Source organism: Sediminivirga luteola, from assembly GCF_014639315.1.
GTDB lineage: Bacteria > Actinomycetota > Actinomycetes > Actinomycetales > Brevibacteriaceae > Sediminivirga > Sediminivirga luteola.
The window spans coordinates 292,578-313,763 of sequence record NZ_BMFY01000004.1 but is presented as its reverse complement, the minus strand read 5'-3'; the positions used below and the strand labels follow the sequence as shown (position 1 = coordinate 313,763).

The window sequence follows — 21,186 nt, the reverse complement described above, 5'->3', positions numbered from 1 at the left end:
CCCCCGCTGTCCTCCGTTTTTCGGTGGGCGGCGGGGGTGTTGTCATGCCGGGCGGGGCGGCGTTCACGGCTGGGTGGCAGGACACCAGCGTGCAGCCGGGACGAGTCGGGAGTCGGTAGGCGCTTCGCGTGTGTGTGAGGGGACACCGTCGTGGTGGGACGACACCATCGTGGTGGCAGGACACCACGGTAGTGACGGGACACCACCGTCTACGGTGTGGTTTTGTCACTAGGGTGTCGTTCTGTCATTGCGGTGTCGTTCTGTCACGAACCTGGTGCCCCGGGGTGGTCTGACGTGGACACCCCTGCTGCCCTCCGTTTTTCGGTGGGTAGCGGGGGTGTTCTCATGTCGCGGGGTGTGCGGGTGGCGTGCGGGAGAGGACACCTACCTGGCAGCCGGGCCGGGTCGGGAGTCGGTAGGCGCTTCCCGGCTGTGTGAGGGGACACCGTCGTGGTGACAGGACACCACGGTAGTGACAGGACACCACCGTCTACGGTGTGGTTTTGTCACCAGGGTGTGGTTCTGTCACGAGCCCGACGCCTCGGGGAATGATGCCCGCAGGTCTCGTTAGTGCCTGTTAGTGCCCGTAATGTCTGGTGAGGCGTTCCAGGCCCTCGTCGATGCTGACCCGCGCCGGAAGACGCGGCGCGAGCGCGAGCGCGGCATCGCCGGATGCGTGCCCGGGAGGAGCAGTACTGGCCCGGTAGAATGCGACGAGGCATTCACGGGACACGGACGGGAGAAACATGTCGGGGATCAGGGCAGCCGTCATCGGCGCGCGGGGCAGGATGGGCCAGGAGGCCGTCGCGGCGCTTGAGGAGGCCGAGGGCATCGATCTGGTCGCCGCCCTGGGGTCCTCGGATTCCCTCTCCGCACTCACCGAGGCGAATGTCGAGGTCGCGGTCGAACTCACCGTCCCCGCCGTCACCGAGCAGAACGTCGCCTTCCTGGTCGAGCACGGCATCCACGCCGTCGTCGGCACCACCGGCTGGAACCAGGACCGGCTCGACCGTCTGGAGAAGACCCTCGCGACCTCGCCGGCCACCGGCGTGCTGATCGCCCCCAACTTCAGCATCGGCGCCGTCCTGGCCATGCACTTCGCCGAACTCGCCGCGAAGTACTTCGACTCCGCCGAGGTGCTGGAGATCCACCACCCGAACAAGCTCGACGCTCCCTCGGGCACGGCCGTGCACACGGCACGCCGGATCGCGGCCGCCCGCGCAGCAGCCGGTATGGGCCCGGTGCCCGACGCCACCGAAAGCGACGAGGGCGGGTCACGCGGTGCGGTCATCGACGGCATCCACGTGCACGCCATACGCCAGCGCGGCCGGGTGGCACACGAGGAGATCCAGTTCGGCTCCGAGGGCGAGGCCCTCACCATCCGCACCGACTCGTTCCATCGTGGCGCGTTCATGCCGGGCATCGTGCATGCGGTGCGCCATATCGCCGAGCACCCCGGCCTCACCCACGGCCTGGAGCACCTCCTTGATCTCTAGGACCAAGCTCGGCGCCGTCGTGCTGGGCGTCTTCCTGGCCTTCTTCATCCTGGTCACGGCGCAGCGCGGCTGGATCATGCTGCGCGATCCCGACCCCGTCGCCACGCTCATCGGCGTCGCGTTCCTGATCCTGCCGCTCATCGGTGCCTGGGCGCTCGTGGTCGAGTTCCGCTTCGGCTCCAGGATCGAGAAGCTCGGCCGGATCCTCGAGGCCGAGGGGCGGCTGCCGGACGACGACCTGCCCCGCACCCCCAGCGGCCGCGTCGTGCGCGATGCCGCCGACGGCGTCTTCGAGAAGTACCGGCGGGAGACCGAGGAGGCGCCGGAGGACTGGCGCAGCTGGTTCCGCCTGGCATGCATCTACGACGCGGCCCGGGACCGCCGGCGCGCCCGGGAGGCGATGCGGCGGGCCATCGCACTGCACAAGCAGCACGAAGGCCGACTTCTTTAGACCGAACTCAGAACGAACAGCGAGCCGCGCGATCTCCGCGGGCGCGCAGCCCTCGCAATCGTCCCGCGGGCGGGCACAGCCGAGAAAACCACGGCGCAGCCGAAAAGCCACGGTGCAGGCGCTGCGAGACGGCAGCCCAGTTATCGGTCGTCGCGGTCAGTTCGGGCTCTGAGGCTGGCCCACCCGGGCCCGCGCGGCGCGGGAAGACGCCGCTGCGACTCCTTCCAGCGGTCCGCGGCGCGGAGCGCCCGTAGCGGTCGCAGTCACCAGTTGCCAGCCCGCGGCGAAGACGAGCGCCCCGCCGATATGCAGCAGGAGCAGCAGTTCCGGATCCGCGGCGTCCCGCCACACCATGGCACAGACATGCGCCGTGTACAGCGTCAGCGGCATCCGGCCGGCCCAGCTGAGGGGAGTCACGAGCACCCGCCCCGCGTGCAGCTGGCACAGCGCGCAGGCCGCGCCGATCACCGCCACCGCGACTCCGGCTGTGTGCAGCAGATCGAACGGCGTGCCGGTGTGCGGACCCGAGACGGCCAGCCACCACCAGCTATTGGCCGGGGTGGTGCCGTAACCGGAGACCTCCAGGTAGTACTCCAGGCTGAAGGCGCGCAATCCGCGGCCGTGCTCCCAGACCTGCTCCAGCGCCGTCAGGCCACCGCTCAGCAGGAGCGCCGCCGACGCGGCCTTCGCCGCCAGCGCCGCGCCCGCGCCGAAGAAGCCAAGGCTCAGGGCAAGCGACGCCCGCCGCAGATCGGCCCGTCCCAGCGCCATGCCGACGAGGATGTAGCCGAACCAGCTCAGCACCGGGTAGTAGCCGGTGACCAGCAGGCCGGAGAAGAACTGGGCCGGATCGGCCAGGCCCGTCCAGGCGGGACTGTCGTAGCCGAAGGCCGGCAGTATCCCGGCAGCCCGGATGGCATGGAGCGCCACGGGCATCAGCAGCAGCCACGCGACTCCCAGCCCGCCGAGCCAGCCCGCGGGCAGCCGCAGCACGGAGGCCGCCAGCAGGAACAGCACGCCGTAGTGCACCAGGATGACCGCCAGCCCGGAGTCGAGCTCGCCCAGGCTGAGGCCGATCGCGATGATCACCCCGGCCCGCGCCGCGACGCCGGCTGCCTGCCGGAGCCAGCCCCGCGGCTCGCGCAGGGACTCCGGGCGGACGCTCAGCGCCAGGCTCACGCCGGCAAGCACTGCGAACAGCGCGGAGGCGCGCCCGGCGAAGGCAATCGCCCAGGTGGTCGACCCGGCCTCGGTCAGGGGGATGAGATGCGTCACCATCATGCCCAGCAGCGCGAGGCCCCGGGCGGCGTCGATTCCGGTCAGCCGGCTCGGGTTCGCAAGCACACCCGCCATTATGCCCGCCGATCCCGAAAGGCGATGCCGGTAGCCTGCCGGACCTGGCCGGTAACCGCCTGGTGGCCGGCCGTCCCCGGCCTCCGCCGGTCCCTGCGGTGCCGCGGCCGGCCGTCCCCGGCATACGCATCGGCGCCATGCGGCACGCCCGCCGCCGCGAGCGGGGTGCGGCGCTGCGCGCGATAGGCTTGGATCATGTCTGATACCGCCCGTTCCCGCTACGCGGATGCCCGTGCCGCCTTCGGCACGATGAGCACCGCGATGATCACGCCCTTCACCCCGGATGGCGCGCTTGACCTGGCCGCCGCCGAGCGCACCGCGGCGCATCTGGTGAAGCTCGGCAACGACGCGCTTGTGGTCTCCGGCACCACCGGCGAGGCCCCGACCACCTCGGACAAGGAGAAGTCCGAGCTGCTGGCCGCCGTGCGCGGCGCGGTGGGGACCGGAGTGCGGCTCGTCGCCGGCGTGGGCACCAATGACACGGCGCACACCGTCGAGCTGGCGCAGCAGGCCCACGCCGCCGGTGCCGATGGCGTCCTCGTGGTCGCCCCCTATTACTCCAAGCCCACTCAGGCCGGCCTCGCCGCGCATGTGCGCGCGGTCGCCGACGCGGTGGACCTGCCGGTCATGCTCTACGACATCCCGGGGCGCTCCGCGGTACCGTTCAGCACCGAGACGCTCATTGAGCTGGCCGCGCATCCCGGTGTCCTGGCGGTCAAGGACGCCAAGGGCGATCTGCACGCCACCTCCACCGTCCTGGCCGCCACGGATCTGGCCTACTACTCGGGCGAGGACGCCCTGAACTTCCCGCTGCTGGCCGTCGGCGCCGTCGGCCTGGTCTCCGTGGTCGGACACGTCGCCGCGGACCGCTACCGCGCGATGGTCGACGCTGTCGCCCGCGGCGACCTGGCCACGGCGGCGCGGCTGCACTACGAAGCCCTGCCCCTCGTGCAGGCGATCATGACCACCGCCCCCGGCGTCGTCACCGCCAAGGCCGCCCTGCAGTTGCAGGGAGTCCTGGCGGACAGGGGCACGCGGCTTCCGCTGCTTCCCGCCGATGACGCCCTCGTCGCGGTGCTCCGCGACGCCCTGAAGAAAGCCGGGTACCTCTCGTGAGCCGTTTCGACATCGACCTTGCCTCCCCGCCGCCGGCCGACCCCGAGTCGGTGCGCGTCATCGCCCTCGGCGGGCTGGGGGAGATCGGCCGGAACATGACGCTGTTCGAGTACCGCGGCAAGATCCTCATCGTGGACTGCGGTGTGCTCTTCCCCGAGGACGAGCAGCCGGGCGTGGACCTCATCCTCCCGGACTTCCGCTACCTGGACGACCGGATGGATGACATCGTCGGTCTCGTTCTCACGCACGGTCACGAGGACCACATCGGCGCGGTGCCGTACCTGCTACGGCGCCGCAACGACATCCCGCTGCTGGGATCCACCTTCACGCTGGCGCTGTTGAAAGCCAAGCTGAAGGAGCACCGCATCGCTCCGGTCACCGTCGAGGTGCGGGAGGGCGACGCTGAACAGCTCGGCCCCTTCGACCTGGAATTCCTCGCGGTCAACCACTCCATCCCCGATGCCCTCGCCGTGTTCATCAAGACCGGTGCCGGCACGGTGCTGCACACCGGCGACTTCAAGATGGACCAGCTGCCGCTCGATGGCCGGATCACGGACCTGCGCGCTTTCGCCCGTGCCGGCGAGGAGGGCGTGGATCTGTTCCTGACCGACTCCACCAACTCCGATGTGCCCGGCTTCACCGCCCTGGAGAAGGACATCGGGAAGGTCCTCGAGGATCTCTTCGCCCACGCCGAGCGACGCATCATCGTGGCCTCCTTCGCCTCGCATGTGCACCGCGTGCAGCAGGTCCTCGAAGCCGCCAGCGCCCACGGGCGCAAGGTGGCGCTGGTGGGCCGGTCCATGGTGCGGAACATGCGGATCGCCCAGGAGCTCGGCTATCTGAAGGTCCCGCCGGGCACCCTCATCGACCTCAAGCACGTCGACGATTACCCGGACGATCAGATCGTGCTGATGAGCACGGGGTCCCAGGGCGAGCCGATGGCCGCGCTGTCCCGGATGGCCTCCGGCGATCACCGTGTGGAGATCGGGCAGGGAGACACGATCATCCTGGCGTCCTCGCTCATCCCCGGCAATGAGAACGCCGTCTACCGCGTGATCAACGGCTTGATGCGGCTCGGCGCGAACGTCATCCACAAGGGCAACGCCAAGGTGCACGTCTCCGGGCACGCCTCCGCCGGCGAGCTGCTCTACTGCTACAACATCGTCCGCCCGCGCGCCGTCATGCCGGTGCACGGCGAGGTGCGGCATCTGCTGGCCAATGGCGAGCTGGCCCGGCAGACCGGCGTGCCGGAGAACCGGATCGTGCTGGCGGAGAACGGCTGGGTCGTCGACATGGTCAAAGGCGTGCCGGACGTGGTCGGGGCCGTCGAGTGCGGCATGGTGTTCGTCGACGGCAGCTCGGTCGGGGAGATCACCGAGGCGGATCTGAAGGACCGTCTGGTGCTGGCCGGTGAGGGCTTTGTGTCGATCGTGCTCGCGGTGGACACCTCCAATGGCGCGCTGCTGGCCGGACCTGACATCCACGTGCGCGGCGTGGCCGAGAACGATGCCGTGTTCGACGACATCAAGCCGAAGATCGCTCAGGCCGTCGCCGAGGCGGTGCAGGAGAACAAGGCCGATCAGCACCAGCTGCAGCAGGTCGTCCGCCGCACGGTCGGCCGCTGGGTGGGCGGCAAACTGCGCCGGCGTCCGATGATCGTCCCCACCGTCGTCCTGGTCTGATCTCGTCTGATCTTGGTGTGATCCTCGGCGCCGATGCGTCACTCGCCGGGCGAAATCCGGGGCCTGCCGCCGCGGGCGTAGTAGTTTGGGCGCATGGCGACCCGAACTTCTTCCCCCGCCGGTTCGGCTCCGCGCAAGACTGCCGCCAGAAGCCCCCAGCCGGCGAGGGCCGAGCGAGAACAGCGCACCCCTTGGGCTGCGCGCGCCCTGTACCGGGCGTGGATGGGAGTGGCGACGATGACCGGCGAACGCACCCGCAAGGCATTCATCCCCGACGACGAGGCCCAGGAGCCGCTGCGCCGTGACGGCACGGCGTTCTTCCTGCTGGGCCTGGCGATCGTCGTGGCTGCCTTCGAATGGTGGCAGCTGCCCGGAGCCGTCGGCGACGCGCTGCGTAGCGTCGTCGAGGGCACATTCGGCCGGGTCGCCATCGCGCTTCCGCTACTGGCGGTGCTGTACGCCCTGCGGCTGTTCCTGCGCGGCGAGGACACCCGCGGCAACAATCGCATCCTGGTGGGTGGCCTGCTGCTGATCGTCGCTGCTGCCGGCCTGGCGCACATCGCCGCCGGACTGCCGACGTTCGCCCATAGCCACGCCGCCATGGCCAACGGCGGCGGCGCCCTGGGCTTCCTGATCGCCGGACCGCTGACCGCGGCGCTCACCGAGTACGTCGCGGTGCCGCTGCTGGCGCTGGCCGCGCTCTTCTCCGTGCTGGTCATCACGGCCACCCCCGTGCTGCTGATACCGGCTCGTCTGGTGGCGCTGTATCACCGGCTGACCGGCCAGGCGGCGCCTGCCCCGCAGTCCGGTGACGAGGGACCGGAGGACCTGGTCGCCCAGGGCCGCTCCACGAGCACGCTCAAGCCAGTCGGCCGCCGTGCCCGGGGTGCGGGACGCAAGGCAAAGCAGGCCGCGGAGGAGGACGCCGAGAGCGCCGGCGAGGCCAAGGCCTACGACAAGGCGTACATCAACGACCGGGAGGATGGGGGAGACCCGGCGCAGGGCACGGAGGACACCCGGCCGGGCAAGGACGGCCTGCCGGAGCCGGGCGCGGTGCGCGGACCGAGACCGGGGGAGCGGCGCCCCACCCGCGCGGAAACGGAGATCGCCGCCGCCAAGGCCGCCGCCGGGGTGCCCGGTCGTGCCGATATGGATCCGGGCGCGGCCACAGCTGCCGCTGCGTCCGAGGCGCCCACCGAGGTGCTGGGCACTCCCTCCGATGTGATCGACCTGACCAAGCAGACGGCGCCGCCGACGGCGCCGGTCCCGCAGCGCGTCGAGCAGCTGTCCCTTGCCGGGGACGTCACCTACACGCTGCCGGAATCCTCGCTGCTCACGCCGGGGCCGCCGGCCAAGGAGCGGTCCGAGGCCAATGACCGCGTGGTCGAGGCGCTGCGCGATGTGCTCGAGCAGTTCAACATCGATGCCGAGGTCACCGGGTTCTCCCGCGGCCCGACCGTGACCCGCTACGAGGTCGAGCTGGGCGCCGGCACCAAGGTGGAGAAGGTCACTGCGCTGAGCAAGAACATCGCCTATGCCGTGGCCAGCGCCGATGTGCGCATCCTCTCTCCGATCCCGGGCAAGAAGGCCATCGGCATCGAGATCCCGAACGCGGACCGCGAGACCGTCTCCCTCGGCGACGTGCTCCGGTCTCAGGCCGCCCGCAAGACCGAGCATCCGATGGTCATGGGTGTGGGCAAGGACGTCGAGGGCGGCTTCGTGGTGGCGAACCTGGCCAAGACCCCTCACTTGCTCGTCGCCGGCGCCACCGGTGCCGGTAAGTCGAGCTTCGTGAACTCGATGATCGTGTCGATCATGATGCGCGCCACTCCCGATGAGGTCCGGATGATCCTGGTCGATCCCAAGCGGGTGGAACTGACCATCTACGAGGGCATCCCGCATCTGATCACCCCCATCATCACCAACCCCAAGAAGGCGGCGGAGGCGCTGGAGTGGGTGGTGAAGGAGATGGACACCCGATACGACGATCTGGCGCACTACGGCTTCAAGCACATCGACGAGTTCAACAAGGCGGTCCGCGCCGGCAAGGTCAAGGCCGATCCGGGTTCGGAACGCACTCTGCAGCCCTATCCGTACCTGCTGGTCGTCGTGGACGAGCTCGCCGATCTGATGATGGTGGCCCCGCGCGATGTGGAGGCCTCCATTCAGCGCATCACCCAGCTGGCGCGCGCCGCGGGCATCCACCTGGTGCTGGCCACCCAGCGCCCCAGCGTCGACGTCGTGACCGGACTGATCAAGGCGAACGTGCCCTCGCGGCTGGCGTTCGCCACCTCGTCCCTGGCGGACTCGCGGGTCGTGCTGGATCAGCCGGGAGCGGAGAAGCTGATCGGCCAGGGCGATGCCCTGTTCCTGCCGATGGGGGCGTCCAAACCGATGCGCGTGCAGGGCGCCTGGGTTAACGAGTCCGAGATTGAGGAGATCGTCAAGCACGTCAAGTCCCAGCTGCAGCCGCATTACCGCGAGGACGTCGCGCAGGTGGCGCCGAAGAAGCAGATCGACGAGGAGATCGGCGACGATCTGGATCTGCTGCTGCAGGCCACCGAGCTGGTCGTCACCACCCAGTTCGGTTCGACGTCGATGCTGCAGCGGAAGCTGCGGGTGGGCTTCGCCAAGGCCGGCCGACTGATGGACCTGCTGGAATCCCGCGGGGTGGTGGGTCCCTCCGAGGGCTCCAAGGCGCGTGACGTCCTGGTCCGGATCGAGGATCTGCCGGCGACCCTGGCGATCATCCGCGGGGAGGATCCCCCGTCCGGTGACGACGGCGCCGGCGACCCCGATCCCACCGGGCCCGTGCCCTCCGGCGACGACCTGGGCGCCGCCGAACCCGAGGACGCCGACGAGATGAGTCTGCGCGCCTGAGCGCCCGGCTCTTGGCCTGGCCTCAGGACCGGCCTGCTCCCTGGCGGGGCGGCCGGTCCTGGCACCGGGTCAGGAGCCCGCCGGGTGCTCGGGAAGTATGCTGGAGCCGTGACACAACAGCCCAGCCCCTGGAACGTCCCGAACGCCCTCACGGTCTTCCGGATCCTGCTGGTCCCGGTGTTCCTGTGGCTGCTCCTGGCCGCGGACGGCCTGGACCCGGCCTTAAGGCTCTGGGCCTTCGGCGTGTTCGCGCTGGCCATGATCACCGACAAGATCGACGGCGATCTGGCGCGCAAGCACAATCTGGTCACCGACTTCGGCAAGATCGCCGATCCCATCGCGGACAAGGCCCTCCTGGGCGCCGCGCTCATCGGCCTGGCCCTGGTGATGCAGCTGCCGTGGTGGGTGCCGGTCACGATCCTGATCCGCGAGCTGCTCATCACGGTCCTCCGGTTCGCGGTGATCCGTTTCGGCGTGATGCCGGCCTCCCGGGGCGGCAAGCTCAAGACCGTGCTCCAGACCGCCGGCATCGGCCTGTTCCTGCTGCTGCGGCCCCTGGATGCGGTGCTCGGTCATGATGCGATGCTGATCATCACCATCGCTGCCTGGATCGTGATGGTGGCCGCTGTCGTCGTCACGGTCGTGACCGGCATCGACTACATCGTCAAAGCCGTGCGGCTGGTGCGCACGGCCCAGCGGGAACCCCGGGGATGAGCGGCCGTCCGGGCGGCCAGGCCGCCGGCGTCCTGGAGACGCTGGGTGGTAGGGGCCTGAGCCTGGGCGTGGCCGAATCCCTGACCGGCGGACTGCTGGCGGCCCGCATCGTCGCCGTGCCCGGCGCTTCGGCGGTGTTCCGCGGCGGCGTCGTCTCCTATGCCACCGACCTGAAGCACGCGATCCTGGGCGTGGAGGCCTCCCTGCTCGCGTCCCGCGGTGCTGTGGACCCGGACGTCGCCCGCGCGATGGCGCGCGGGGCGCGGCACGTCCTGGGCGCCGATCTCGCCCTCGCCACCACCGGCGTCGCTGGACCCGGGCCGCAGGACGGGCAGCCGGTGGGACGGGTATTCGTCGCGGTCGCCGGGCTCTTGGCCCCGGGCACGGACGCGGGGGAGTGGGTGCGGCGTCTCGACCTGGGCGGCAACCGTCAGCAGATCCGGGAGGCCGCCGTGACGGCGGCGCTGGAGCTGCTGGTGGGCCTGCTTGCCGGGGAGCCGCGTCTCGCTGAATGACTGTGACGCGATCCACCGCGCCGGTGTTACAAGCAGGGAACAAGATGGCCGGGCGGGTGGTTGGACACAGCAATGGCACAGCTATCCGTACTACAGTGGGTGTACCGAGACGCGAGCGACGAGGAGGGTGACCATGGTCCTGCTGCGAACCGAGATCGGTGACGCGCTCCGGAACAACCGCCGCCGCCAGGGCCGCACCCTGCGCGACGTTTCCACTGGCGCCCGCGTCTCCCTCGGCTACCTGAGCGAGGTCGAACGCGGTCAGAAGGAAGCCTCCTCCGAGCTGCTCTCCTCTATCTGCGAAGCGCTCGACATCCCCCTGTCGGTCCTTCTCCGCGAGGTGAGCGACCGGGTGGCGATGGCAGAAGGCGTCAGCATCCCGGACACGGTGCCGGACTCCCTGTCCGAAGACGTCATGGCCACGCCGGCGCGCTGAGGCATGCGTCATACCGTCTACTGGGAGTTGATGAACGACGAGTTCGGCTCTGTCCGCGCCGCCTCCCTGCATCAGGATCTGGCCCTGAGCACGCTCGGCTCCGCCACGCCCGCAGAAGCCGTCGAGCGCGGCGTCGACATGCGCACCATCTGGCTGGCCGTCTGCGATGCGGCCGGGGTGCCCCGGGAGCGGTGGCTGGGTCGCGACGAGCAGCGCTCGACCCCGTTCTGACGCTGAACTCTCCCTGTGGCCCGTATCCCCGGTCCGTCGCCGCTGAGATCCTCCCGCCCGCTCTGCCGCTTCCGCTGCGGTCGTTCCCTCGGCGCGTCGATTCGAACCTGTGTTCGAAGCTCCGTTAGACTTCATGGGAGAACGACAGAATGCGGCGGAACGGCATGGGTGCGCTTGCCCCTGGCGGCGCACCAGGTCACAGGTGCAGGCGCCGGAGGGGATTCGTCCACACGCCGGGGCATGCACGGGACACCTGTCCGTGCCGGGGACTACGCTCGCAGACATAGAGCACGGCCCTTCGCCCTTAGCAGGACGAAAGGCCGGCACGGAGACGACCAGAAGGGTTCAGCTATGGCGGCAAAGTCATCACGCGGCGCGACAGCGGGCGCGGCCGGCGGCGACAAGGAGAAGGCGCTCGAGGCGGCACTCGGCCAGATCGACCGCCAGTACGGCAAGGGTGCGATCATGCGGCTGGGCGATGAGGCACGAGCGCCCGTCGAGGTGATCCCCACCGGTTCCATCGCGCTGGACATCGCACTGGGCATCGGCGGTCTGCCGCGCGGCAGGATCGTCGAGATCTACGGACCAGAGTCCTCCGGTAAGACGACGGTCGCCCTGCACGCCGTGGCCAGCGCTCAGCGCGCCGGGGGCATCGCCGGGTTCATCGACGCCGAGCACGCACTCGATCCCGAGTACGCCAAGAAACTCGGCGTGGACACCGATGCCCTCCTGGTCTCGCAGCCGGACACCGGTGAGCAGGCCCTGGAGATCGCCGATATGCTGATCCGCTCCGGCGCCCTGGACGTGATCGTGATCGACTCGGTCGCCGCGCTCGTGCCCAAGGCGGAGATCGAAGGCGAGATGGGCGACAGCCATGTCGGCCTGCAGGCGCGTCTCATGTCCCAGGCGCTGCGGAAGATCACCGGCGCGCTGGCGCATTCCAAGACCACGGCCATCTTCATCAACCAGCTGCGTGAGAAGGTCGGCGTGTTCTTCGGCTCGCCGGAAACCACCTCCGGCGGTAAGGCGCTGAAGTTCTACGCCTCCGTCCGCATGGACGTCCGCCGCATCGAGACCCTCAAGGAGGGCGCGGACGCCGTCGGCAACCGCACCCGCGTGAAGGTCGTGAAGAACAAGGTCGCGCCGCCGTTCAAGCAGGCAGAGTTCGACATCATCTACGGCCACGGCATTTCCCGCGAGGGCTCGCTCATCGACATGGGAGTGGACAACGGGATCATCCGGAAATCCGGCTCCTGGTTCACCTACGAGGGCGACCAGCTCGGCCAGGGCAAGGAGAACGTGCGGAACTTCCTGCGCGACAATCCGCCCCTTGCCGAGGAGATCGAGCGGAAGATCAAGATCAAGCTCGGTCTGCTCAAGGACCCCGAGCAGGAGGCGCCGGCCGCCGGCGCGAAGACCGGTGCGCCCGGCGACACGGCTGAGAAGGCCGTCGCCCATGCCGAGTTCTGAGGCCCCGGCGGCAGACGGCCCGGGCGTCCCCGGTAGGGGGGAGGACGCCCGGGCGGAGACCCTTGAGCGGCTGCGCCACGCGATCGCCGGCGTCGGCGCCGATGGCGTCGTGTCGGCGGAGGCGCGCGGGCATGCCGAGGACGTCGAGGCCGGGGACGATGCGGACTACGCGAAAGCCAAGAAACGCGGTCTGAACATGCTCAGCGCCCGTTCCCACTCCGTGGCGGAACTGCGCCGCAAGCTCATCGCCAAGGAGCACACCCCGGAGGCCGCGGAACGAGTCGTCGTGCGCTTCCAGGAACTCGGTCTCCTGGACGACGCCGCCTACGCGGAGGAATACGTCCGGGGCAAACGCGAGGGACGGGCGCTCTCCAAGGCCGTGCTCAGACGTGAGCTGGCGGACAAGGGCGTCGCGGAGGAACACATCTCTCAGGCGCTCGCCCCCATCGAGGATGCCGACGAGGCCGAACTGGCGATCCGCCTGGTGGAGAAGAAGCTGCCCGGCGTGGCGAGGCTGCCGCGAGAGAAACAGGAGCGGCGGTTGCTGGGGATGCTTGCTCGCCGGGGTTTCCCGCCCGGGCTGAGTCTGCGCATCGTCTCCGAGCTGCTCGACGACGCCGGCACCGGCGCGGCGATAGAATGAGCCCTGCCATGTCTGAAACCATCTCCCTCGCCGCGTCCCCCGGCCAGCCCCGGGCGACGCCACGCAGCTACGAGGTACGCACTTACGGCTGCCAGATGAACGTGCACGATTCCGAGCGGCTCTCCGGCCTGCTCTCCGACGCCGGGTACCACCCGGCCGAAGCCGGCGCGCAGGCCGATGTCGTCGTCTTCAACACCTGTGCGGTGAGGGAGAACGCGGACAACCGCCTCTACGGCAACCTGGGCCGGCTCAAGGAGATCAAACGCGAGCACCCGGGTCTGCAGATCGCCGTGGGCGGCTGCCTGGCGCAGAAGGACCGCGACACCATCGTGCAGCGCGCGCCCTGGGTGGACGTGGTATTCGGCACGCACAACATGGGATCCCTGCCGGCACTGCTGGAACGCGCCCGGCACAACGCTGAAGCGCAGGTGGAGATCCTGGAGTCGCTTGAGCAGTTCCCCTCCACCCTCCCGACCAAGCGCGAATCCGCGTACGCCGGCTGGGTGTCCATCTCCGTGGGCTGCAACAACACCTGCACCTTCTGCATCGTCCCGAGCCTGCGCGGCAAGGAGAAGGACCGCCGGCCGGGGGACATCCTGGCGGAGGTCGAAGCGCTGGTGGCCGACGGCGTCATCGAGGTGACGCTGCTGGGCCAGAACGTCAACTCCTACGGCGCCGAGTTCCGCGACCGCGGCGCCTTCGCCAAACTGCTCCGAGCCGCCGGTCAGATCGAGGGCCTGGAACGTCTCCGGTTCACTTCCCCGCATCCGGCGGCGTTCACCGACGACGTCATCGCCGCGATGGCGGAGACGCCCTCTGTCATGCCGCAGCTGCACATGCCGCTCCAGTCCGGCTCCGACCGGATCCTGAAGGTCATGCGACGGTCCTACCGGTCCAGCCGCTTCCTGGGCATCCTGGACCGGGTCCGCGCTGCGATCCCCAACCCTGCCATCACCACGGACATCATCGTCGGCTTCCCCGGTGAGACCGAAGAGGACTTCCAGCAGACCCTCGACGTCGTTGAGCAGTCCCGTTTCGCTCAGGCCTTCACCTTCCAGTACTCCCGCCGTCCCGGCACCCCGGCCGCCGACCTTCCCGAGCAGCTGCCCAAAGAGGTCGTGCAGGAACGCTTCGAGCGTCTGGTCGCGCTGCAGGATCGCATCGCCAGGGAAGAGAACGAGAAGCTCATCGGCAGCGAGGTGGAAGTGCTGATCGCCGAGGGAGAAGCGCGCAAAGCGGATTCGGGCCGGCTCTCGGGCCGGGCCCGGGACAATCGCCTCGTCCACGTGGCGCTCCCGGAGGGCGCGTCGACGCCCCGGCCCGGCGATATGGTCACCACCCGCGTCACCGCGGCCGGCTCCTACTTCCTGCTCGCCGACGACACGAACCACTACCAGTTGCGACGCACCCCTGCGGGAGACGCCTGGGACCGCCGGCAGGCCGATTCCTGCGGCGTTCCGGCGCCGGGCACCAGCGGCTCCGCGTCTGGCGGCGCCACGATGCTCGGCATGCCGGCCATCCGCACCCGCGGCTGATGCGCTTGATCCTCGCCCCCACCACCGCCCTGCTGCTACCGGAGGTGGACCCGGGCGAAAGCCACGAGTTCGCCCGGTTCCGGGACCATGTGCTGGGCCCGCTGAGGGAAACCGCCGCGCACGGGCCGCTCGGGGTACTGCTCAGCGAGGACCCGCTGCCCGGCGCTCTCCTCGCTTCCCTGGGCGGCATCGGCCTCGACCACGCAGTGCTGCTGCGGCCGCTGCCGGCGGAGCCCGATGCGGGACAGAAGCACCGGGACCGTGCCGGCCAGCGCGACGAGGCCGCGCCGGCCTGGACGCCAGAACATCTCAGCGGGCCGGAGCTGGAAGCGGCGTTGTACTCCGGGCAGGTGCGGGTGCTCTCGCTGGCCGACGCCGTCCTCGTCCTGCTCGCGGCGCACGCCACCGGGGACGGCTCGCTGCGTCTACGCAACCGCCGCGATCTCGACCGGTTGGAGGAGGGCGCCTGGCTTGCCGGACTCGACCTGGCAGCGGACGCCCACCCGCACTCTCCCGTGCCCCACGATCCTGACGGTGCCGCGGTCAACCGCCGCCTCATTCACGTGCTGCGCGAGTCCGATCTGAGCGACGTCTCCGGCCGGGACGGGCTCGCGGCGCGAGCCGCCGGGCACACCGGCGACGTCACCGTGCTGCGAACCCTGGCGGAGGCAGGCCGCCGGCCGGTGACGACCGGTCTCCACATCCACGCCGAGCACGGCATCGACTACCTCACCGTCGCCCTCGACCTGACCGCGGCCCCTCGTCCAGCCTGTGGTGCACGCCCTCACCCGCGCCGGGATCCGGGCGCGGGCACGCAGGCGGGCCTGAACGCGGACCAGCAGCTATGAACATGCCGCCGCCTGTCGTGGCCGTCGTGGGCGCCACCGCCACCGGCAAGTCCGAGTTCGCGCTGGCCCTGGCCGAACGCCTGAACGGGGAGATCGTCAACGCCGATGCACTCCAGTTCTACCGGGGCATGGACATCGGCACCGCCAAGCTGCCACCGGCCGAACGGCGCGGCATCCCGCACTGGCTCATCGACGTCCTGGAGGTCACCCAGGAAGCGTCCGTCGCGGTATTCCAGGCTCAGGCGCGCTCCCTCATCGACGGCCTCCGGTCCCTCGGGCGCGTCCCAGTGCTGGTGGGCGGCTCCGGTCTGTACGTGCGCGCGGTACTCGACGACCTGCGCTTCCCGGGTACCGATCCCGGGGTCCGCACCCGGCTGGAAGAACGACTGGCGGAAGAGGGGGTCGGCGCACTGCGATCCGACCTCGAACGGCTGGACCCGGCGGCGGCCGAGAAGATCGCCCCGGCGGACGAGCGCCGCACCGTCCGCGCCCTGGAGGTCATCGAGCTGACGGGTAAGCCGTTCAGCGCCCACCTGCCGGAATACCGGCATCTGCGTCCGACAGTGCAGCTCGGCCTCGCGATGGACAGGCACGAGCTGCACTCCAGGATCGAACGCCGCGTCGCGCAGATGTGGGAACACGGGCTGCTCGACGAGGTCGAACAGCTCCTGGGGCGTGGGCTCGCCGCGGGCCGGACGGCCTCCCGCGCGATCGGGTACGCCCAGGCGATAGCCCAGCTAGAAGGCCGCCTGAGCGAGGCGGAGGCGCAGAGCGACACGGTGGTGCAGACCCGCCGCTTCGCCAAACGTCAGGGCACCTGGTTCCGCCGCGACCAGCGCATCCACTGGCTGGATGCCACCCGGCCGCTGGCAGAGCTCACGGACGAAGCCCTGGATCTCATCCGCACGCACCGCTGACGGCCGGTACGCTGGGAACATGCGTTCCTCCGCTCTCGCTCCGCTCTCCGGCCACGCCTTCGTCAAGGGGCACGGCACGGAGAACGACTTCCTGCTCCTGCCCGATCACGGCGGTGAGCTGGACCTGGGTGCGGCCGCCGTCGAGGCCCTCGCGGACCGGCAACGCGGCCTCGGCGCCGACGGCGTCATCCGCGTCGTGCGCTCTGCGGTCAGCGGGATCGAAGGGGCACAGGAACAGGCCGAGGCCGGTGCCGAGTGGTTCATGGACTACCGCAACGCCGACGGCTCGATCGCCGAGATGTGCGGCAACGGCGTGCGGGTCTTCGCGCACCACCTCGTCACCGAAGGACTGGTCCCGGACGAGGGCGAGATCCTCGTCGCCACCCGTGACGGCGTCAAAGCGGTGACGAGGCTCAGCGACCCCTTCACCGCGAGCGGCGAACCCTGGTATGAGGTGGACATCGGGCACTGGGAGCTGCCCGAGCAGGACGCGCTGGTGGAGATCACCGGCGTGCAGGTGCCGCGGCCCGGCCTGCGGATCAGCACCGGGAACCCGCACGTCGTCGTGGCGCTGGCCAACCCCAGGGAGCTGATCGACGCTGATCTGCACCGGGCGCCCTCGGTGAGCCCGGCACCGGCCGGAGGCATCAACGTCGAGCTGATCGTGATCGAGGGACGGCCGTCGCGGCAGCCGGCGCCCGGCTCCGCGGGCGAGCTGAGCATGCGCGTGCACGAGCGCGGGGTCGGGGAGACCCGTTCCTGCGGCACGGGAGCCTGCGCGGCGGCCATCGCCGCCCGGCACTGGGCCGGAAACGGCGCCCCGGACATCTGGCGGGTCAACGTTCCCGGCGGTTCCCTGCGGATCACCATCTCGCCGCAGTCGGTGCGCCTGGCCGGCCCGGCGGCCCTCGTCGCCGCCGGCGGCATCCAGCTGGCCTGAACGTCTGGCGGCCGGTGTGGGAGCGGCGGCACCGTGAGGACGCGGTCAGCTGCCGACCTCTTGCGGCTCCTTCCTCCTGTTCCGCGCTCCGCGGATGATCCCGCTCGCCAGAGGATAGGCGAACGCCAGGATCGCCGCGGACATGAGAATGGCTCCGATCGGCGATTCGAACACGATCAGGAGATTGCCGTCTCCGAGGGCAGAGGTCTGGATGAGCGAGCGTTCCAGCAGCGGACCTAGCACCATCCCCAGCACGAAGGGTGCCGCGGGGAAGTCGTACCGCTTCATGAAGTACCCGAGGATCCCGGCGAAGAAGACCACCGCCATGGTGAACGTGTTGTTGCCGAGCGCGAAAGCGCCGATGAAACTCATCATCAGCACGAACGGATACAAGTAGGGGTACGGGATGCGGAGCAGCTGCGCGAACACCGGCGCCAGCGGCAGATTGAGCACCAGCAGGATCAGATTGCCGATGAAGAAGGACAGCAGCAGCCCCCAGACGAGGCGGGGTTCCTGCTCGAACAGCAGCGGGCCGGGCTGCAGACCGAAGATGACGAACGCGCCGAGGAGCACCGCGGTGGTCCCGCTGCCGGGAATGCCCAGGGCGAGAGTGGGAATGAAGCTGGCGTTGGCCGCCGCGTTGTTCGCGGCTTCGGGCGCGGCGACTCCCTCGGGTGCTCCCTTGCCCATCTGCGTGCGGAAACGGCTGACCTGCTTCTCGATGCCGTAGGCGATGAAGCTCGCCAGCGTGGCGCCGGCACCGGGGAGCACGCCCGTGGCGAAACCGACGCCCGTCCCGCGCAGAGACGGTGCCGCGGCTCTCCTCAGTTCCGCCCTGGTGACCAGCAGATCGCGGAACCCGGCCCGGATCGGGCGTTCACCGCCCCGGCGGATCTGATGCAGCACTTCACCGACGGCGAAGATCCCGATCATGACGGCGATGAAGTCCAGCCCGCTGAGCAGATTGGCGCTGCCGAAGGTGAAGCGCGCGGTGGAGAACCCGGACGCCACGCCCACCAGGGACACCAGGATCCCCGCCGCAGCCATCGTGACGCCCCGCAGGACATTGGAACCGGCGAACGAGACGATCGTCGCCAGTCCCAGCAGCATGACGGCCAGGTTCTCCGCCGGACCGAAGTTCAACGCGAACCGCGCGATCGGGCCGGCGAGCGTGATCAGCCCGATGAGGGAGAGGATCGCCGCCACGAACGAGGCGATGGCCGAGAGGGCCAGAGCCGCCCCGGCTCGCCCCTTACGGGCCATCTGATACCCGTCGAGCGTGAGGACGACGCTGGAGGAATCGCCTGGAGTGGAGATCAGGATGGAGCTCGTCGACGCCCCGTACTGGGAGCCGTAGTAGATCCCGGCGAGCATGATGAGCGCCGTGACAGGTTCGAAGGTCAGCGTGACCGGCAGCAGGATGGCCACGCCGGTGGCCGAGCCCAGGCCGGGGAGCAGACCGATGATCGTGCCGAGCAGCACGCCGATGAAGCACCACAGCAGGTTCTCCGGCGAGACGGCCGTCTCGATGCCGAGCTGGAGGTTCTCAATCACGGCCGCCCCCTAGATCAGTCCGAGGTATCCGCTCGGCAATGGGATGCCGAGCAGCGCTTTGAAGATCACAACGATGAACGCGACCGCGCCGGCGGTGGCGAGCAGCCCGACCCACCACGGCCGTCGTTCGATGACGATGATCAGGAAGGCGACCGCCAGGGCGAAGGAAAGGACGAGCCCGACGAGGTCAACGAGCAAAAGCGCTGCGGCGAGGACGGCGAAGATGTACAACGGCGCCCAGTTGCGCTGCTTCGCGGTCCGTCCGAAGGTGTCCCGCTGCTCCTCGCGCCGCGTTTCGCTGATCTGCTCGGCGGCCTCCTGCTCGACATCCTCCACCAGCGCCATGACCGACCCCTCGCTCAGAGCGCGCCCGGCGAAGAGGATCCGGCCCAGCTCCAGCCCGGCCGCCACCAGGATGAACAGCCCGACCACCACCGGCAGGAAACCCGGGCCGACACGGTTGCCCTCGGTGAACACGCCGTATCCCAGGCCCATGACCGTGGCGATCGTGCCGACCGTACCCAGGACCGCTGTGCCGATGAGATCACTGCGATGTCGTTTCCACGCCGCCATTGCCGGCGCCATTGCCGGGGTGCTCATAGGTCCAGCGCCTCGCGGATCTCCTGCTCGTTCTCAGCCAGGTAGTCCCCGAAATCATCGCCGTACTCGACAGTGGGCTGCAGCAGGTTGTCCTCGATATAGGTCGTGTACGCCTCGGTCTCCGCGTAGGCCTGCGCCTGCTCGATCCAGTAGTCACGGGCCTCCTCGGAAATCCCGCCGGGCGCGAGGACGCCGCGGAACTGCGCGAAAGCGACATCGATGCCCTGTTCGGCTGCGGTTTCGATGTGCTCGAATCCCTCGTACTCGTACCGCTCCTCGGAGGCTGCGCACAGCGCCTTGACATCGCCGGACTCCAGCTGGCCGGCCACCTCTCCGGGATTGACGGAGATCGCCTCGATCTGATTCCCCATCAAGGCGGTGATCATATCGCCGCCGGATTCGAACGGCACCCGGTCGAAACTGGCGCCGGTCTCGTCCTCGATGAGCGAGAACGTGATGTTGTCCAACCCGGTTTCCCCGGCGATCGCGACGACGGTGCGCTCAGAGGAGGCCTTCTCCACCAGATCGGTGCAGCTGTCCAGCTCGGAATCGCCGTTGGCGACGATGATGGTGAAGTCCTCGCCCAGCTTCATGATGGGGGTGAAGTCCTGGTAGGTGAACTCCACGTCCTGGGTGAGCGGGAGCGCCACCAGGGCGGTCTCGGTCGCCAGCAGGTAGTTCCCGTCGCCGTTGCGGCCCAGGAACTCCGAGTAGCCGACCGCGCCGGAACCGCCGTCGATGTTCTGGACGGTGATCGTGCGGTCGGTGACCTCCTCGAGTCCGGCGGCCGTGGCGCGTCCGGCGATGTCGCTTCCCCCGCCTGCGGCGAACGGGACGATCATCGTCACGTTGCCGCTGGCGGCGTAGCCCTCCGCGGTGCCGCCGTCGCCGCATCCGCTCAGCACGAGTGCCGAGGAGGCGAGGGCGCTGCCGATGGCAATGGTCTTCTTCCTCATGTCTATCTCCTTTGATAGCGCTGGTAAGGAACTCGGTTCAGTGTCTGTCGAGGAACCCTGCGAACCACTTCGCCGACTGGTTCGATCCGCCCTCCAGCTCGTCCAGGGAGGCCCTGACGAAGGTGGCGTTGCCGTGCGCGTCGAACGCCGCCTCGATGCGGTCCCGGTCTTCTGTGACGATCACCGCGAGGAGTTCTTCGTGCCGCTGGACGTTCCCTTTCAGGTCCTCCACATCGCGCCGGACCCGGTTGTTCATGGCCATGCACAGCTGCAACTGGAGGGACATCGACCGGAAGGCCTGCTCGATCCGCTTGTGGTGCGCCAGCCGGATGACCGAGAGGTGGAACTCGAAACCGGCGGCGACGAGTCCGCCCTCGTCGCCCGCCTCCGCGACCGGCCACATCCGTTCCAGCGCCGCGCGGCACTCGTCCAGCCGCCCCGGGTCGAGCCCCGGCAGCGCGAGGCGCAGGGCCATGCGCTCCAGTTCCCGGCGGAAGGTCAGGATCTCGTACACATCGTGCTGCGTCATCGCCATCACCCGCACGCCTTTGCGCGGGGTGTGCTCGACGATGCCGGTGAAACTCAGCTGCCGTAGGGCTTCCCGCAAGGGCGGGCGTGAGATCCCCAGATGCTCGCAGAGCCTCTCCTCGACCAGCCGTTCTCCGGGCAGGTACGTCCCCGCCAGGATCGCGCGCTCGATCGCGGTGCGAGCGAGTTCCGCGAGGCTGGCGGGTTGCTCGACCTGCGGCAGGTGCCCTCGGTGTGGCGGCATCGTGTACAGCTCTCCGGTCTTCTGTATACAGTAGTGCAAAGAATGTAACGCAGATCACATCCGCTGGCAACGGGGCG

Annotated in this window: 20 protein-coding genes; 15 read left to right on the top strand and 5 right to left on the bottom strand. The window is 69.5% G+C overall.

The features are described from left to right. Positions 1–746: 746 nt before the first annotated feature. Complete coding sequence (gene dapB / locus IEW13_RS06685) at positions 747–1,496, top strand: 4-hydroxy-tetrahydrodipicolinate reductase (protein ID WP_188550150.1); 750 nt, start codon at positions 747–749, stop codon at positions 1,494–1,496. Next, entirely contained in the window at positions 1,489–1,947 is a 459-nt protein-coding gene (locus IEW13_RS06680; RefSeq protein WP_188550178.1) for a hypothetical protein, read from the top strand. The genes dapB and IEW13_RS06680 overlap by 8 nt, the downstream gene beginning before the upstream one ends. Positions 1,948–2,103: 156 nt before the next feature. Here IEW13_RS06680 and IEW13_RS06675 read toward each other — a convergent pair whose 3' ends face one another. Further along, positions 2,104–3,291 (bottom strand): heparan-alpha-glucosaminide N-acetyltransferase domain-containing protein, encoded by a 1,188-nt coding sequence (locus tag IEW13_RS06675; RefSeq protein ID WP_188550149.1) that lies wholly within the window; start codon positions 3,289–3,291, stop codon positions 2,104–2,106. 204 nt (positions 3,292–3,495) lie between these two features. Here IEW13_RS06675 and dapA point away from each other — a divergent pair, with 204 nt between their 5' ends. The 13 genes from dapA (at position 3,496) to dapF (ending at position 17,227) form a co-directional block, all read left to right on the top strand. Further along, on the top strand, positions 3,496–4,416 hold the full coding sequence (gene dapA / locus IEW13_RS06670; protein WP_188550148.1) for a 4-hydroxy-tetrahydrodipicolinate synthase: 921 nt from the start codon (positions 3,496–3,498) through the stop codon (positions 4,414–4,416). Next, positions 4,413–6,098 carry a ribonuclease J gene (locus tag IEW13_RS06665; protein ID WP_268235175.1) on the top strand — a complete coding sequence of 562 codons (1,686 nt, stop codon included), beginning with the start codon at positions 4,413–4,415 and terminating at the stop codon, positions 6,096–6,098. Before dapA ends, IEW13_RS06665 begins: the two co-directional genes overlap by 4 nt. A 93-nt stretch (positions 6,099–6,191) precedes the next feature. Beyond that, positions 6,192–8,978 (top strand): DNA translocase FtsK, encoded by a 2,787-nt coding sequence (locus tag IEW13_RS06660; RefSeq protein ID WP_373283553.1) that lies wholly within the window; start codon positions 6,192–6,194, stop codon positions 8,976–8,978. 108 nt (positions 8,979–9,086) lie between these two features. Continuing rightward, a complete protein-coding gene (gene pgsA / locus IEW13_RS06655; RefSeq protein ID WP_229744972.1) occupies positions 9,087–9,692 on the top strand; it encodes a CDP-diacylglycerol--glycerol-3-phosphate 3-phosphatidyltransferase in 606 nt (201 codons plus the stop codon). Continuing rightward, positions 9,689–10,207, top strand: coding sequence for a CinA family protein (locus IEW13_RS06650; protein WP_188550147.1), 519 nt, complete (start codon positions 9,689–9,691; stop codon positions 10,205–10,207). The genes pgsA and IEW13_RS06650 overlap by 4 nt, the downstream gene beginning before the upstream one ends. 133 nt (positions 10,208–10,340) lie before the next feature. Next, positions 10,341–10,643 (top strand): helix-turn-helix domain-containing protein, encoded by a 303-nt coding sequence (locus tag IEW13_RS06645; protein ID WP_188550146.1) that lies wholly within the window; start codon positions 10,341–10,343, stop codon positions 10,641–10,643. Positions 10,644–10,646: 3 nt separating this feature from the next. Further along, positions 10,647–10,874, top strand: coding sequence for a DUF3046 domain-containing protein (locus tag IEW13_RS06640; protein ID WP_188550145.1), 228 nt, complete (start codon positions 10,647–10,649; stop codon positions 10,872–10,874). Positions 10,875–11,225: 351 nt separating this feature from the next. Further along, the gene (recA, locus tag IEW13_RS06635) at positions 11,226–12,344 is read left to right on the top strand and encodes a recombinase RecA (RefSeq protein ID WP_188550144.1); all 1,119 of its coding nucleotides are present in this window, start codon (positions 11,226–11,228) and stop codon (positions 12,342–12,344) included. Further along, positions 12,331–12,987 carry a regulatory protein RecX gene (locus IEW13_RS06630; RefSeq protein ID WP_188550143.1) on the top strand — a complete coding sequence of 219 codons (657 nt, stop codon included), beginning with the start codon at positions 12,331–12,333 and terminating at the stop codon, positions 12,985–12,987. The genes recA and IEW13_RS06630 overlap by 14 nt, the downstream gene beginning before the upstream one ends. 8 nt (positions 12,988–12,995) lie before the next feature. Continuing rightward, positions 12,996–14,522 (top strand): tRNA (N6-isopentenyl adenosine(37)-C2)-methylthiotransferase MiaB, encoded by a 1,527-nt coding sequence (gene miaB, locus IEW13_RS06625; RefSeq protein ID WP_229744971.1) that lies wholly within the window; start codon positions 12,996–12,998, stop codon positions 14,520–14,522. Between the two features lie 5 nt (positions 14,523–14,527). Further along, entirely contained in the window at positions 14,528–15,370 is an 843-nt protein-coding gene (locus IEW13_RS06620) for a hypothetical protein (protein WP_188550141.1), read from the top strand. A 2-nt stretch (positions 15,371–15,372) separates the two neighbouring features. After that, the gene (gene miaA, locus IEW13_RS06615) at positions 15,373–16,287 is read left to right on the top strand and encodes a tRNA (adenosine(37)-N6)-dimethylallyltransferase MiaA (protein ID WP_229744970.1); all 915 of its coding nucleotides are present in this window, start codon (positions 15,373–15,375) and stop codon (positions 16,285–16,287) included. Between the two features lie 19 nt (positions 16,288–16,306). Then, entirely contained in the window at positions 16,307–17,227 is a 921-nt protein-coding gene (dapF, locus tag IEW13_RS06610; RefSeq protein WP_188550139.1) for a diaminopimelate epimerase, read from the top strand. A gap of 45 nt (positions 17,228–17,272) precedes the next feature. On the opposite strand, the gene IEW13_RS06605 is transcribed toward dapF, so the two are convergent. Genes IEW13_RS06605 through IEW13_RS06590 form a run of 4 tightly spaced genes read right to left on the bottom strand, consistent with a single transcriptional unit; the run spans position 17,273 to position 21,109 of the window. Then, entirely contained in the window at positions 17,273–18,781 is a 1,509-nt protein-coding gene (locus IEW13_RS06605; protein ID WP_188550138.1) for a tripartite tricarboxylate transporter permease, read from the bottom strand. 9 nt (positions 18,782–18,790) lie between these two features. Then, complete coding sequence (locus tag IEW13_RS06600) at positions 18,791–19,381, bottom strand: tripartite tricarboxylate transporter TctB family protein (RefSeq protein ID WP_188550137.1); 591 nt, start codon at positions 19,379–19,381, stop codon at positions 18,791–18,793. Continuing rightward, on the bottom strand, positions 19,378–20,337 hold the full coding sequence (locus IEW13_RS06595) for a tripartite tricarboxylate transporter substrate binding protein (RefSeq protein ID WP_188550136.1): 960 nt from the start codon (positions 20,335–20,337) through the stop codon (positions 19,378–19,380). The genes IEW13_RS06600 and IEW13_RS06595 overlap by 4 nt, the downstream gene beginning before the upstream one ends. Positions 20,338–20,374: 37 nt before the next feature. Then, a complete protein-coding gene (locus IEW13_RS06590; RefSeq protein WP_188550135.1) occupies positions 20,375–21,109 on the bottom strand; it encodes a GntR family transcriptional regulator in 735 nt (244 codons plus the stop codon). Between the last annotated feature and the right edge of the window lie 77 nt (positions 21,110–21,186).